Origin of the sequence: Actinopolyspora lacussalsi (assembly GCA_030803735.1) — a bacterium.
Taxonomy (GTDB): domain Bacteria; phylum Actinomycetota; class Actinomycetes; order Mycobacteriales; family Pseudonocardiaceae; genus Actinopolyspora; species Actinopolyspora lacussalsi.
This window is the reverse complement of record JAURUC010000001.1, coordinates 4,788,163-4,802,291: the sequence shown is the minus strand read 5'-3', so window position 1 is coordinate 4,802,291 and position 14,129 is coordinate 4,788,163. Positions and strand designations below refer to the sequence as shown.

General features: G+C 67.8%; 10 protein-coding genes and 1 riboswitch. Of the genes, 3 read left to right on the top strand and 7 right to left on the bottom strand.

Translation table 11 applies throughout. The annotated features are described in order from the left end of the window. Positions 1 to 150: 150 nt before the first annotated feature. The 4 genes from J2S53_RS21440 to J2S53_RS21425 are packed head-to-tail and all read right to left on the bottom strand — an operon-like array spanning position 151 to position 4,761. Positions 151 to 1,632, bottom strand: coding sequence for an aldehyde dehydrogenase (NADP(+)) (locus tag J2S53_RS21440; protein WP_456242502.1), 1,482 nt, complete (start codon positions 1,630 to 1,632; stop codon positions 151 to 153). 50 nt (positions 1,633 to 1,682) lie between these two features. Next, positions 1,683 to 2,696, bottom strand: a complete 1,014-nt coding sequence (locus J2S53_RS21435) for a zinc-dependent alcohol dehydrogenase (RefSeq protein WP_456242501.1) — start codon at positions 2,694 to 2,696, stop codon at positions 1,683 to 1,685. Then, positions 2,693 to 3,856, bottom strand: coding sequence for a mandelate racemase/muconate lactonizing enzyme family protein (locus J2S53_RS21430; protein ID WP_456242500.1), 1,164 nt, complete (start codon positions 3,854 to 3,856; stop codon positions 2,693 to 2,695). The genes J2S53_RS21435 and J2S53_RS21430 overlap by 4 nt, the downstream gene beginning before the upstream one ends. Continuing rightward, complete coding sequence (locus J2S53_RS21425; protein ID WP_456242499.1) at positions 3,853 to 4,761, bottom strand: U32 family peptidase; 909 nt, start codon at positions 4,759 to 4,761, stop codon at positions 3,853 to 3,855. The genes J2S53_RS21430 and J2S53_RS21425 overlap by 4 nt, the downstream gene beginning before the upstream one ends. A 236-nt stretch (positions 4,762 to 4,997) precedes the next feature. On the opposite strand from J2S53_RS21425, the gene J2S53_RS21420 reads away from it, so the two are divergent. Further along, entirely contained in the window at positions 4,998 to 5,759 is a 762-nt protein-coding gene (locus J2S53_RS21420; protein WP_456242498.1) for an IclR family transcriptional regulator, read from the top strand. Positions 5,760 to 5,823: 64 nt separating this feature from the next. Here J2S53_RS21420 and J2S53_RS21415 read toward each other — a convergent pair whose 3' ends face one another. The 3 genes from J2S53_RS21415 to J2S53_RS21405 form a co-directional block, all read right to left on the bottom strand. Beyond that, a complete protein-coding gene (locus J2S53_RS21415) occupies positions 5,824 to 6,111 on the bottom strand; it encodes a hypothetical protein (RefSeq protein ID WP_456242497.1) in 288 nt (95 codons plus the stop codon). Between the two features lie 351 nt (positions 6,112 to 6,462). Further along, positions 6,463 to 8,130: a sodium:solute symporter family protein gene (locus J2S53_RS21410; protein ID WP_456242496.1), complete on the bottom strand. Its 1,668-nt coding sequence runs from the start codon at positions 8,128 to 8,130 to the stop codon at positions 6,463 to 6,465. Positions 8,131 to 8,658: 528 nt separating this feature from the next. Continuing rightward, positions 8,659 to 10,011, bottom strand: a complete 1,353-nt coding sequence (locus J2S53_RS21405) for a serine hydrolase domain-containing protein (RefSeq protein ID WP_456242495.1) — start codon at positions 10,009 to 10,011, stop codon at positions 8,659 to 8,661. A 170-nt stretch (positions 10,012 to 10,181) separates the two neighbouring features. Further along, positions 10,182 to 10,438, top strand: a riboswitch (cobalamin riboswitch). A gap of 138 nt (positions 10,439 to 10,576) precedes the next feature. Between J2S53_RS21405 and metE the strand changes: the two genes are divergently transcribed. Continuing rightward, positions 10,577 to 12,868 carry a 5-methyltetrahydropteroyltriglutamate--homocysteine S-methyltransferase gene (metE, locus tag J2S53_RS21400; RefSeq protein ID WP_456242494.1) on the top strand — a complete coding sequence of 764 codons (2,292 nt, stop codon included), beginning with the start codon at positions 10,577 to 10,579 and terminating at the stop codon, positions 12,866 to 12,868. Between the two features lie 276 nt (positions 12,869 to 13,144). Beyond that, a complete protein-coding gene (locus J2S53_RS21395; protein ID WP_456242493.1) occupies positions 13,145 to 14,107 on the top strand; it encodes a CPBP family intramembrane glutamic endopeptidase in 963 nt (320 codons plus the stop codon). The last annotated feature ends 22 nt before the right edge of the window (positions 14,108 to 14,129 follow it).

Genomic DNA, 14,129 nt, shown 5'->3' with positions numbered 1-14,129 from the left:
ACTCACGGAAACGCCGGAATGGACCAGTGTGGACTCCGGACACGGACGTGCGTCCGGAGTCCACGGCGAGAGTCGGCCGGAGGGCCCGGCACGACACTGTGCGGCGTCGATTTCTCGCGAAATCGCCGGGCCTTCGACGCGATGTTCCGGTCAGTCCTGCTCGGGCGTCTCCATCCGCCCGTTCACGCGACGCGGCACTCCCAGCGGGTTGCCGTCCCGGAGCGCTTCGGGCAGCACCTCCCGCGGCGCGTTCTGGAACGACACCGGACGCAGGAACCGCTCGATGCCCGCCGTGCCGACCGAGGTGTGTATCGGCGCCGTGGTGGCGGGGTACGGCCCACCGTGCTGCATGCCGTGGCTGACGCTTACCCCCGTGGGCCAACCGTTCCAGACCAACCTGCCCACGCGTGCGCGCAGCGTCCGGTACAGCGGCGCGACGATGCTCTCCTCCTCGTTGCCGTGCACGGTCGCCGTCAGCTCCCCGGTGAAGACACCGGCCGCTTCCAGCAACTCGTCGGTGTCGGAGTAGCCCACCAACAGCGAGGCCGGCCCGAAGCACTCGGCCGTGAGCTCCTCCCGGTTGTCGACGAGCTCGCGCGCGCTGGTGTAGAGCAGGCTCGGGCCGACCTCGCCCTCGGAGCGGCGCCCGGAGACCAGGGTTTCCACCGCCGCGTGGCCGCCCAACGCACCGAGGGTCTCCCGGAACGCGTTCTCGATGCCGTCGTTGAGCATGGGGGCGGCGGCCCGCTGTTCCACCTCGGGGATGAGAACGTCGCGGAACCGCTGCGCCGCGCTGGACGGCACCAGCAGCAGGCCGGGCTTCGTGCAGAACTGCCCGACACCCAGCGTGTAGGAGTCGAGATACCCTCGCGCGATCTCCGCGCCCCGACCGGCGGCGGCCTCGGGAGTCACGAAAGCGGGGTTCACGCTGCCCATCTCGGCGTAGAACGGGATGGGTGAGTTCCGGGAGCAGGCGAGATCGAACAGCGCACGGCCCGCCGTGTTCGAGCCGGTGAACGCACCGGCCCGGACCCGCTCGTCCAGCAGCACGGCCTTGGCCTGCTCGGTCCCCTCCACGAGCGCGAAGGTCCCCTCGGGAGCCCCGGCACTCGTCAACGCCCCCGCGACGATCTCGGCGGTTCGACGGGACAGCTCGGGATGGCCCGGATGCGCCTTCACCACCACGGGACAGCCCGCGGCCAAGGCCGAGGCGGTGTCGCCCCCGGCGACGCTGAAGGCGAACGGGAAGTTGCTGGCCGCGAACACCAGAACCGGGCCGAGCGGCAGCACGGTACGACGCAGATCGGGGCGGGCACCGGTCGGCCAGTCCGGATTCGGGGTGTCGATGGTGGCCTTCAGGTGTGCGCCTTCCTCGACGGTGTCCGCGAACAACCGCAGTTGGAACGTGGTGCGCACGAGCTCGCCGCGCAGCCGTCCCTCCGGCAGGTGGGACTCTCGCTGCGCCAGCGGCACGAGCTCCTCGGTGTGGGCGTCCAACTCGGCCGCCACCCCACGGAGCAGACCCGCGATGTCCGCCGGACTCGTCGCGGCGAGCGTCTCGGCGGCGGCGGTGGCGTTGTCCAGCACGGTTTCGTGGTCTTCACCGGTGGAAACGACTCGGGACGTTGTCATGGGACTCGGTTGCCTCCTCTGGTCGGAGTTCTGCGTTCGGACTGCCGGGGTCACGGGCGCAGCAGGATCTTCACGTCCGCACCCCGCTGTTCGCCGAGCAGGCGCAGCGCTTCGGAAGCCTCGTCCAGTTCCAGCTCGCGGGTGACGAGCAGAGCCGGATCCAGCACACCGCTGGTGAACGCCGATACGGCGTGTCCCCACGCACGGGAGGGAGCGCCGAAGACGGTGTGCACCGTGAGCTGCGAGAGCACCAGGCGTGCCGGATCCGGTGGTTCCGGATCGTCGGCGGCCACTCCGGTGAGCACCACTCTGCCGCCGGGCCGTGCCAACCGGGTGGCGAGCGCGGCCGTGCCCGGCGCACCCGCCGCCTCCAGCACGGCGTCGTAGCTTCCCGCCAGCTGCTCGACAGCCGCGGGATCGTGGAGGCCGGTGGCACCACAGGCGGTGGCGACCCCGGCCCGCTCGCCGGGCTCCACCACGGACAGCTCCGCGGGCGAGGCGGCGGCGATCAGCTGGGTGGACAACAGCCCGAGACTCCCGCCGCCGACCACCGCGACCCGCTCTCCGGGGACCACCGCGAGCTTGAGGGTGGCCGCGGCCGCGCACGCGGCCGGCTCCAGCACCGCCGCACCGCGCGGATCGGCGTCGTCGGGCAGCACGTGCAGCAGCCTCGCGGGCAGGGTCAGGTAGTTCGACCAGCCACCGGGCCGGGTGAAACCGGTTTCCTCGTACTGCGTGGCGCAGAGATTGTTGTCGCCTCTGCGGCAGGCTGGGCAGACCCCGCAACCACGGAATCCCTCCCCCACGACCAACCGGCCACGGAGGTCAGCCGTTACGTCCGGCCCCACCTCGACTACGGTGCCGGACCACTCGTGGCCGGGGATCACGGGGTAGCTCACGAAGTCGGCGGGCCGGTTGCCGGTGAAGACCTCGCGGTCGGATCCGCAGATGCCGCTGCGGGCGATCTCGACGAGTGCCTCCCCGAGGCCGGGTTCGGTGGGTTCGGTGGGAACGACGCGAATGCTGCCGGGTTCGTCGATACGTACCGCTCTGGCATCGCTCACGAGGCGCTCTCTCCCTTCGTGCCCCGAAACTGCCAGTCCTCGGCGTAGAGGTCGAACCTCGCGCCGCGTGCCGGGTACTCCCGCACGAAGTCGACGTCGAGCTCCACCCCCAGGCCGGGGCCCGTGGGAAGTGCGAAGTAGCCGTCCTCCACTTCGGGGACTCCGGGCGCGGCCCGCTTCACGTGGGAGTCGGCGAAGTCGTTGAAGTGCTCCTGAATCTTGAAGTTCTCCGTCACCGCGGCGAGGTGCAGGTTGGCCGCGGTGAGCACCGGGCCGCCGACGTTGTGCGGGGCCAGCAGCACGTAGTGGGTCTCGGCGGTGGCGGCGACCTTCCGAGTCTCCGTTATTCCGCCGAAGTGCCCGATGTCGGGTTGGATGATGTCGGCGGACTGGTGTGCGAACAGCTCGCGGAACTCGATGCGGTCGTGGATACGCTCACCTGTGGCCACCGGCAGCGTGGTGTTCCGCGAGACCTTGGCCAACGCCTCCTGGTTCTCCGGTGGCACCGGTTCCTCGATCCAGCTGGGGTCGAACGGCGCGAGTTCGCCCGCGATGCGGGTGGCCTCGGCGGGTGTGAACCGGCCGTGCATCTCGACCAGGATCTCCACGTCGGGGCCGACGGCGTCCCGCACCGCGGAGACGAGTTCCACGGAACGCCGCGACTCGGCGGGCTCCAGTTCCCAACGGCCCGGCCCGAACGGATCGAACTTGAGCGCCCGATATCCCCTTTCGACCACCGCACGGGCCGCTTCGTGGAACTGTTCGGCGGTGCGCTCCACGGTGTACCAGCCGTTGGCGTAGGCCTTTATCCCGTCTCGGACGTTCCCGCCCAGCAACCGCCAGACGGGTTGCCCGAGCGCCTTGCCGACGATGTCCCAGCAGGCCATCTCCACGCACGCGATGCCGGACATGACGACCTCACCGGCGCGGCCGTAGTCCCCGCGCTTCATGCGCCACACCAGCGCTTCGGTGTTGAAGGGGTCGGCGCCGATCACGTGGTTGCGCGCGGCCTCGTTGAAGTAGCCGAGCAGCGCCTCGGTGTGGCCCAGCATGCGGGTCTCCCCCACACCGACGATGCCGTCGTCGGTGTGCACCCGCAGATAGGTCAGATCGCGCCAGGGGGTGCCGAGCACCAGGGGTTCGAGTTTCGTGATCCTCATCGGTGTTCACCCACTTCGGTCGGGACGGCCAGATCGGCCACGGGCAGCTCGGATGTCTCCGCCTCGGGCATGTAGCGGTGCAGCATGTCCAGCCCGATGCGGGCGCGGCGCACGCGTTCCCTCCCGAGGCCGACGGCCGTGTCGGTGAGATGGCTTCCGCTCGGATAGATGTTGGGGGCGTTGCGCAGTCCGAACTTGACGTAGACCGGGGCGGCCACCCGCACTATCTCGGCTATCTCGTAGTGCCGTACGAACCCGCCGAGATCGTCGGGGGACTCGATGTAGACGTCGAGCGGAAGGTCCGTGGCGGCTCGGATCGCGGCCAGTTGTGCCGGGGAGAGATCGGTCGGCACGTTGTAGGTGTCGGCGCCGAACTCCTCCGCGATACGTATAGAGGCCGGATTGGACAGTGCCATTTGGACACTGATTTTGAAGCGCATGTCCGGGGGGAGTTCCCGCTGGGCACGCATTCTGGCAGCCACGGAGAGCACTCCCAGATCGGTGATCAGCACGCTGCGCACTCCGGCCGCCGCGCTTCTGCGGATGTCCTCGAGCACGTGAACCAGCTGCTCGGTTCCGCGCGCCTGGGACGCGACCGCGCCTCCGGTCGGGGACGAGGCCATCGCACCGGTGTGCCAACCGGCTTGTGGGCGGGCGAACAGGCTCAACTCGACGTGGTTGCGGGCGGCGGTGCCCGCCATTCGCGTGAGCTCGTCGTCGGTGAGCAGCATCACCCCGCTTCCCTGGGAGATCCGGTGCACCGGAACATCGCGCTCATCGGCCTCGGCAAGCACCGCGTCGAGCACTTCCGGCCCCTCGGTGCTGGGGATCTCCACCCGGTAACGAGCACCGTCCGGGAAACGCTTCGAGCTGTCCGGCGGTGACTCGGCGTCCCCGGATGGCAATCCTTGGGATCGCAAGAACGTTCGTGCTTCCAACGCCTACTCCGTTCGAAATATCGGACGTTGTTCGGATAACTTAGTCGCGGAAGTTCCGCGAGGTCAATAGACGGCGCCGCGAGCAACCGGCCACTCCGTTCGGTAGGCTGTTCGAAATACCGGTCAAATACCGAGGTACAACCGGCAGGCATCGCGGGCCGGGTCACAGCGCGCCCCGGCTCGACGGCAGGAGGACGAATCCGGTGGCACGAGCGGTACCCGCACTGCAGCGGGCATTCGACATCCTGGAGCTTTTCCTGGACGAACCGGAGCTCAGCGCTCCGGAGATCACGGGAAAGCTGGGACTGCCGCGCACAACGGTGCACGAGCTGCTCAGCACGCTCGTGGAGCGCGGGTATCTCGTCCCCTCGGGCCGGGGCGGCGCTCGCTACCGACTGGGGGCGCGGGGTTTCCAGCTCGGCTCCGCCTACGCCGACCGCCTCGACCTCGCCCGCGAGGGGCAGCTGGTGGCGGAGGAAGTGGCCGCCGAGTGCAACGAGACCGTGCACATCGGTATCCGCGAGGGAACCGAGGTCCTCTACATCGCCAAGGTCGACAGTGGGCACCCGGTGCGGATGGTCTCGGCCGTGGGTAGGCGATTGCCTGCCCACTGCACCGCTGTCGGCAAGGCCCTGCTCGCCTCGCTCCCGAAACGGGAGCTCGACGAGCTCTACGGTTCGGAGGCGTTGCGCGCGATGACTGACAACAGCATCACCGACCTCACGAGCCTGCGAGCGGAACTCGACAGCGTTGCCGAGCACGGTCGGTCACGGGAGTACTGCGAGTCCAACGACGCGGTCGCCTGCGTGGCGGCTCCGGTGCACGATCACTACGGAGTCGTCGTGGCCGCGATGAGCATCGCGGTTCCCATCCTGCGCTGGAGCGACGCCTCGGAGGGCGAACTCACCGGAACCGTGATGCGGGGAGCGGAGAACCTTTCGGAACGGTTGGGCCACCGCGCGTGACGGGGCTTTTCGTTCCGGCCGGAACGAAAAGCCCCGTCGGCGGGTTCGCGCGACGTAAACCCGATCAGTCGCCCTCGTCGCCCCGCGTGGGGGTTTCCAGCGGACGCAACCGCACCCACAGCAGGAAAAGCGCTCCCAGGACCAACATCGACAGTCCCGTCCAGAGATTGATGTTTACCCCCTGGGCCTTGTCCAAGCCCTCCTCGGTGGGAAACAGCCCGGCCGATCCGACCAACAGGCCGTAGACCACGAACAGGCCGCCTATGACCGTCCGCACGTCGAACAGCTTCGCCGATCTCTCCCGCCGCGCGGCGTCCGCCTGCTCGCTACCCGGTTCACGTGACTCCGACATCGCTCACCTCCACCGAACCTGCTGTCCTTCTTGATCCAAAACCACGACTCCCCGACTCAACGAACACCACCTCTCGGCCCGAGAGCATCTCCTCGTCGAACTCCTCGATCTGCACCCCGGTCAGGATGTGACGATCTTCTACGGCACGACGGCTCCGAACTCCAACCACTCCCGCAGGTCGAACTCCCATCACTCACGCGGTCGGCACCGCAGCGGGTTCTCCCGTGCGGCTCTCGCGAGGAAGGCCCGATGTTGTGTAGGTACCTACCCGATGTCGGGCCTCCCCGGAGCGAGAGCCGTGCGAGAGGTTCCGCCACCCGCACCGCCAAGTAACCCGGCCGGGAACTTCCGTCAGAGGGAGAAGGGGACGTAGCACAGCACGGCGAGCACGATCGCACCCCAACCGAGCAGGGCCGGTTTGCGGTACCAGGCGTCGTCGCCCCGCTGCATCTCTCCGGAGTCCGTGGCATCCGCCCGGGTGTAGACCAGGCCCACGAGTTCGGCCTCCGGCTTCGGTGTCGTCGCCAGCGCGATCGGGACACTGACCACGAGGTCGGTCACGAGCGCGATGATGGCCGCGATCATGTTCACGCCCTGCGCGCTGTCCATGTCCACTATTCCGGCCCGGTACATGCTGTAGAACGCGATCGGCGCGAGAGTGCCGAGCAGCAATCCCCAGAACCCCGCCTTGGCGGTCATGCGTTTCCAGAACAACGCCAGAATGAACGTGGCGAACAACGGGACGTTGAAGAACGAGAACAACGTCTGCATGTAGTTCATGATGTTGCTGAAGGAAGCCGCGATGAACGCCGTTCCGATACCGACCACCACACCGATGGCGGTGATGACACGGCCGACCGTGAGGTAGTGCGAATCCGGCATGTTCGGTTTTATGTACGGCTCCCAGATATCCGCGGTGAACACGGTGTTGAAACTGGAGACGTTGGCTGCCATACCGGCCATGAACGAGGCCATCAGACCCGTGACCGCCAGCCCCAGCACGCCGTTCGGCAACAATTCCGCCATGAGCAGCGGAATCGCCGAGTTGTAGTCGTACTGGCTGCCTGGTTGCCCGATGTTGGGCTGCATGATCAACGCGATCAGACCGGGCAGCACCACGACCAGCGGGATGAACATCTTGGGGAACGCCGCGATCAGCGGAGTACGCCGGGCCGCCGAGAGGTTCTTGGCGGACAGGGAACGCTGCACCTCCGCGAAGTTGGTGGTCCAGTACCCGAAGGAGATAGCGAAGCCGAGGCCGAGCGAGATGGTGAGCCAGTTGGCCCCGAGCGGGTTGTCCTGCCCGAATCCGGTGCCGCCCCAGGCGCTCAGGAACTGCGCTCCCTCGGAGGCGGTCACCTTGTCGATGACACCGCTGACACCGCCGACCCTGATCAGCCCGAGCACGGTGAGCGGCACCAGCGCCGCCACGATGACGAAGAACTGCAGCACCTCGTTGTAGATGGCCGAGGTGAGTCCACCGACGGTGATGTAGATCAGCACGAACACACCAGCTATGACGATGGACAGCGGGATCGGCCAGCCGAGCAGCGCCTGCAGCACGATGGCCAGCGCGTAGAGATTCACACCGGCTATCAGAACCGAGGCCACCGCGAATATGACCGCGCTCAACAGGTGCGAGGAACTGCTGAACCGCCGCAGCAGGAATTCGGGAACACTGCGCACCTTCGAGTTGTAGTAGAACGGCATCATGACCAGGCCGAGGAAAACCATGGCCGGAATCGCGCCGATCAGATACCAGTGCACGGTGTAGGCGCCGTACTGCGCGCCGTTGGCGGCCATGCCGAGAATCTCGGTGGCTCCCAGATTCGCCGAGACGAACGCCAGTCCCGTCACCCACGCGGGTAGTGAACGCCCGGACAGAAAGAAGTCGAGCGTGGAGTGGACGCTTCGTTTCGCGGCGAACGCGATACCTAGCACGACCACGAAGTAAATGACAAGAATGAGACTGTCCATCCAGTTCATGGACAGCCGTAGCCCATCGGCCAGAGTGTGCATTGTCGTCCGATCCTGTCGCCGTCCGCGAGTTGGCTCTCCAATCGCATGTCCGGAATACCGAACGTTGTTCGACAACGTACGACACGATCGAGTGACGGTCAACACATGCGAGACGGCAGGTTCTCCCTCGAACGGAGTACCCAGCGCCAATCGTCCGACGAGCACGGCAGCACCGCAGAAAGCCGACGAAACACTTTGTGCACAGCGGACACCCGCGAGCACGGAGTTCTTTCGAGAGCGCTCACAGAGCGTCGCTCGTCCGCTTGAGACGGCGCACGGTCCGGCACACCGGGAATCGACGTTTCACGGAGTGGTCCCCCACGGCCCGAACCACCCACCGCCGGATGCCGGGCAACCGCTTCCGACAACGATCCACCCCCGGGAAACCGGGACGGCGCCCCGGGGGTGGGGCTCTCGGGTACCGGGTTCCGCCGAGGCACGGTCACCCGTCGGCTCGTGTCCCGACGCGGCGGCTGCTTACCTCCGCTCGGGGAGTGACGAGGTTCCGCGCGGACTCGCACCGGAGTCTCACTCCCAGGGCAGCGTCCCACCCGGAACGGGTGCCGAGGGGTCGTAGGGCCTTCTGGTGAAGACGAAGGTGTTGAGATCCAGATGTGTGACGGACCCGTCAACGGCCCGGACGACGCGCAGCCGCTCACCTCGGTGGTACCCGTCCAGCCCGATCCAGTCGTCCGGTCCGTCCGGCCGGAAACGTGACTGCCGCCCCGGACCCTGCCACGCCGAGAGATCGAGCATGCCGTCGGGCAGCACCCGGAGCAGTTGGGGCACCGGACCCCAGTACCACAACCCGGTCAGTTCCAGCAGCTCCTCGGACACCCCTCCCTCGGGAACCCACTCCGGAGGGATACGGGGTTCGTGCTCGGCGAGGATCTCGAGCAGATCCACCGCGAGCGCGCCGTTCGCCCCCGCCGTGGTGTTGGCGAGAAAGATCACACCGGTGGACTCGGCGGGCTCGGCCAGCATGTTGGCCAGAAAGCCCGGCATGGAACCACTGTGCCCGACGAGCGCACGCCCGTTGTGCCGTGCCAGTTGCAGCCCCAGCCCGGCTCCCCTGGTCCACTGCGGCCCGTCGTCCACACTGGCCGGTTTGCGCATCTCGTCGAGCGTGTCGGGGTGCAGCACCTCCCCCGTCTCACCGGCCAGGAAACGCAACCAGCGGAGCATGTCGTCCACCGTGGACCAGAGCTGACCGGCCGGAGCCATCGCGACCGCGTCCTCGAACGGTTCGGGTTGCAGCACGTCGGCCCAGGGGTGCACCGCCAGCCCCGGCGCGTACGGCGGGACGGGGCTCTCCGTGGTGCGGCGCATCCCGAGCGGTTCCAGGATCTCCTCGTGCAGCACCGTCGTGAAGTCCTTGCCGCGTACGCGCTCGATCAACTGCCCCAACAGCCCGAAAGCGGTGTTGGAGTAGTGGAACACGTGCTGCGGTTCGGGACGCAGCTGGTCGCTGTCCACACCCGCGAGGAAGTCCTCGGCGGCCTCACCCTTGGTCCGCTCCCACCACTGACCGGCCGGCTCGGAGCTCAGCCCACTGCTGTGCGCGAGCAACTGCCAGATCTGCCGGTCGTCGACGGCCGTGCCCGGCACGTGGTCGCCGAACCGGTCGGACAACGACAGCAGTCCCTCGTCACGCAGCCGCAGCACCAACACAGCCACGAAGGTCTTGGTGATGGACCCGATGCGGTACTGCGTATCGGAATCGGGCCGTCGATCGCCCACCCACCCGCGGGAATCCACCCAGATCGTCTCACCGTCGCGCACCAATCCGGCGATGATCGAGGGAACACGGTTCCCCGACTGCTCCAGTGCCAGTCGGCGCAGCAGTGCACGTCGGGTCGCGGGCAGCAGTTCACCGGCCATGTACCACATACTTTCGCGCGACCACCGTCGTTGGCAAGTTCGCCACGCACCGGAACGCGGTGTGACCGCTGATACACCGAACGGCGAAACGGCAGCCGAGCGACGGTACGAACGTGCCCATCAACCGCCGTGAAAGAGGGGCGGGGCTTGCCAAACCGGGCAGGGCACGCAACCATACGAGCGCCGATGGTTCAGTGGCGAGGGCACAGGCCTCGTCGCTGAGGCAAGAGGGAATCCGGTGCGAATCCGGAACTGCCCCGCAGCGGTGAGTGGGAACGAACGTCGTCACCGCCGCGCTCCCTGCCCGGGATCGCGAGCGGAACACGGCACTGGACCCGGGGTCCGGGAAGCCGACGACCAGTAGGAGAACCGGCTACAGCCGGCGGTGCCCGCGAGTCCGAAGACCTGCCGTCGGTGCGCACCGCGAGCGGTGCGCGAGTCCGGGACCTCGAGGGAAGGTCGGCAGGGCGGTCACGTCGCGAGCTCCCACGCGACCGTGGACACGTGTGCCCCATTCCTCGAGGTGCTCGGTCGACCATGTCGTCGAGCTCGCGAGGAGAGAGCTTTGACCAGCGAAATCGGATCCACCGTACTCGGATACCCCCGCATCGGCCCGCAGCGGGAACTCAAGCGGGCCCTGGAGAGCTACTGGGCGGGCAGGAGCGGTAAGGAACAACTGCGCGAAACCGCCCGCACGCTGCGTGCCCAGAGCTGGCGGGAACTGCACGAGGCGGGTCTGGAATCCGTTCCCAGCAACACGTTCTCCTATTACGACCAGATCCTGGACACCGCGGTGACCTTCGGTGCCGTACCGGAGCGCTACCGCGAGCTGAGGCTGGACCCGTTGGACACCTACTTCGCCATGGCACGCGGTGTGGAATCCACCCCGCCGCTGGAGATGACGAAGTGGTTCGACACCAACTACCACTACCTCGTTCCCGAGATCGGTCCGGACACCGGGTTCGGCCTCGCCGACCGCACCCCCGTGGAGCGGTTCCAGGAGGCGCGGGAACTCGGGATAACCACCCGCCCCGTGCTGGTGGGGCCGCTGACCTTCCTGCTGCTGTCCAAGAGCGCCGAGGGGGCACCGTCCTCCTTCGCGCCGCTGCACCGGTTGGACGACCTGCTGGAGGTTTACGCCGAGCTGTTGCGGGAACTCCACCGCGCCGGTGCGGAGTGGGTGCAGCTGGACGAGCCCGCGTTCGCGGCCGACCGCGAGCCGGCGGAACTCGAGAAGCTGCGCGGCGCCTACCGCAGGCTCGGTGAGCTCACCGCACGGCCGAAACTGTTCGTGCCCACCTACTTCGGCGATCCGGGCGAGGCCCTCGGCGTGCTGGCCTCCTCGCCGATCGAGGCGGTCGGGGTCGATCTCGTGGCGGGCTCGACCACGATGGAGGTGCTGTCCGGACTGACCGGCCTGCGGAACAAGACACTGGTGGCCGGTCTGGTGGAGGGCCGCAACATCTGGCGGACCGACCTCGACGACGCGCTGTCCAAGGCGGCGACGCTGCTCGGTCTCGCCGGTGAGGTCTCGGTGGGCACCTCGTGCTCGCTGCTGCACGTGCCCTACGACGTCGAGGCCGAGCGGGACATCGACCCGCAGGTCAAGTCCTGGCTGGCGTTCGCGCGGCAGAAGGTCGAGGAGGTCGTGCTGCTCGACCGCGCCCTGCACGAGGGACGCGAGGCGGTACGCGACCAGTTGGACAGGGCCCGCGCTCCGATCGAGGACCGGCGGAACGCGGCCAGGCTGCACGACAAGGCGGTGCGTGATCGCATCTCGAAACTGCGCCCGCAGGACGCGGATCGCGGTGAGTACACCAAGCGGCGTGCGGATCAGCAGCGGGCACTGGGACTTCCGCCGCTGCCGACCACGACGATCGGCTCGTTCCCGCAAACCACGGACGTGCGCAAGGCGCGCGCCCAGCTCCGGGACGGCAAGATCGACGAGGCCACCTACAACACCAGGATGGTCGACGAGATCCAGCGCGTGATCACCATGCAGGAAGAGCTCGGCCTCGACGTGCTCGTGCACGGCGAACCCGAGCGCAACGACATGGTGCAGTACTTCTCGGAGTACATGAACGGCTTCGTGAGCACGCTGAACGGCTGGGTGCAGTCCTACGGCTCGCGCTGCGTGCGCCCGCCGATCCTGTTCGGCGACGTCTCGCGGCCCGATCCCATCACCGTCGAGTGGGCCAAGAAGGCCCAGAGCATGACCAACAAGCCGGTCAAGGGCATGCTCACCGGCCCGGTCACCATCCTGGCCTGGTCCTTCGTCCGGGACGACCAGCCGCTCGGGGACACGGCCAACCAGGTGGCGCTGGCGATCCGGGACGAGGTGAGCGACCTCGAATCGGCCGGTATCGGCGTGGTGCAGGTCGACGAGCCCGCACTGCGCGAGCTGCTACCGCTGCGTTCCGAACGGCACGGGCAGTACCTGGAGTGGGCGGTGCGCTCGTTCCGACTGGCCACGGCGGGCGTCACCGACGCCACGCAGATCCACACCCACCTGTGCTACTCCGAGTTCGGCGAGGTCATCAACGCGATCGTGGACCTCGACGCGGACGTGACGAGCTTGGAGGCCGCTCGTTCCCGCATGGAGGTGCTGGACGACCTCAACGAGGTCGGGTTCGCCAGAGGCGTCGGTCCGGGTGTCTACGACATCCACTCACCACGTGTGCCGGATTCCGACGAGATCGAGAAGCTGCTCGGCGCGGCCCTGGAGGCGGTGCCCGCCGAGCGGCTGTGGGTCAACCCCGACTGCGGGCTCAAGACCCGTGGTTACGAGGAGGTGCGGACCGCCCTGGAGAACATGCGTGTCGCGACCGAGCGGGTGCGCGGCTCGTCGCGGAGCTGAACGCACCCGACGGTTCGGATCGTCGGACTCGCGTCGTGCGCGTTCACCAGCCATGAGTTCCCGCGCGGGAACGACACGCGCACGGCGTGAAACGGGTCGCCCCGGGGTTCACGGAGCCCGGGGCGACCCGTGCGTGTTCGGCCGGAACTCCGGACCACCGGAACGGTGCGAGGTTCCGCCGATCGGCCCCGCGGAACCCGGGATGTGCGATTTCCGTGGCGAATGTCGGCGATCACCCGCTGTATGTGTGGGACTCGGGTTGGCAGAATTACCGGGATGAGCTCCGAGTACGACCGAGTGGACGTTCGCGGGGTGGTCGGCTTCGTGCTGATCGCCTACATACCGGCATGGTTGCTGACCCTGCCGCTGTGGCTTTCCGGCCAGGGTCTGTCCTGGGGCTGGTACCCCCCGTTGCTGATCGCGATGATGTTCATGCCCGCCGTGGCGACGTTCGTGACGAACCGCTGGATCAGCCCGCGAGGCCGAATGCTCCGCGAGACCGGTGTGACCCATCCCAGCGGGATACGCGGCTGGTGGCGCTACGGGCTGCTCGGCTGGATCGGTGCGCCGGTGGCGATGCTGCTGGCGCTGTTGGTCGGCTGGGCGCTGACCGTCTACGACGCGCACTGGTTCGACTTCGCCGGGCTGCCGGGACAGCTCCGCTTCGCGCTGACCGACCAGGCCCCGGACTCCGCGTTCATGGGGGGCCTGCTGCTGGTGTTGCACGTGTTCGTGTTCGGCTGGCTGAACGTGATTCCCGCCGCCGGTGAGGAATGGGGCTGGCGGGGTTACCTCACCCCGGCCCTGCTGCCGCTGGGCCAACCCGCCGCTTTCCTGATCACCGGAGTGCTGTGGGGGCTCTGGCACGCTCCGCTGCTGGTGCTGGGGTACAACTACCCGACCGTGCCCGTAGTGGCCGCCTTCATCATGATGATCATTTTCTGCGTGCTGGTCAGCGCGCTGCTCGGCTGGCTCAGGCTGGCCTCGCGCAGTGTGTGGCCCGCCGTGGTCGCGCACGGTTTCCTCAACGCCGCGGCCGTGCTCCCCGCCGTGTTCAACGCACCGGAGGAGACGTTCTCCAACGTCTCGGTGGGTCTGCTCGGCTGGACCGGCTGGATCGTGCTGGGGTTGCTGATCCTGCTGCTGGTGGCGCTGCACCGGCTGCCGGTACACATCTCACGGCAACAGGTGGAAGAGGAGGGCCTCACCAGCGGCGTCTCCCGGTTCCACCACCGCTGATCTCCCGCGTGCCGCCGGGGAA

What these genes read in the sequence shown, in the direction of transcription:
- J2S53_RS21430 (WP_456242500.1), bottom strand. Translation starts at nt 3,856, where the DNA reads ATGAGGATCACGAAACTCGAACCCCTGGTGCTCGGCACCCCCTGGCGC.
- J2S53_RS21410 (WP_456242496.1), bottom strand. Translation starts at nt 8,130, where the DNA reads ATGCACACTCTGGCCGATGGGCTACGGCTGTCCATGAACTGGATGGAC.
- J2S53_RS21415 (WP_456242497.1), bottom strand. Translation starts at nt 6,111, where the DNA reads ATGTCGGAGTCACGTGAACCGGGTAGCGAGCAGGCGGACGCCGCGCGG.
- J2S53_RS21440 (WP_456242502.1), bottom strand. Translation starts at nt 1,632, where the DNA reads ATGACAACGTCCCGAGTCGTTTCCACCGGTGAAGACCACGAAACCGTG.
- J2S53_RS21405 (WP_456242495.1), bottom strand. Translation starts at nt 10,011, where the DNA reads ATGGCCGGTGAACTGCTGCCCGCGACCCGACGTGCACTGCTGCGCCGA.
- J2S53_RS21395 (WP_456242493.1), top strand. Translation starts at nt 13,145, where the DNA reads ATGAGCTCCGAGTACGACCGAGTGGACGTTCGCGGGGTGGTCGGCTTC.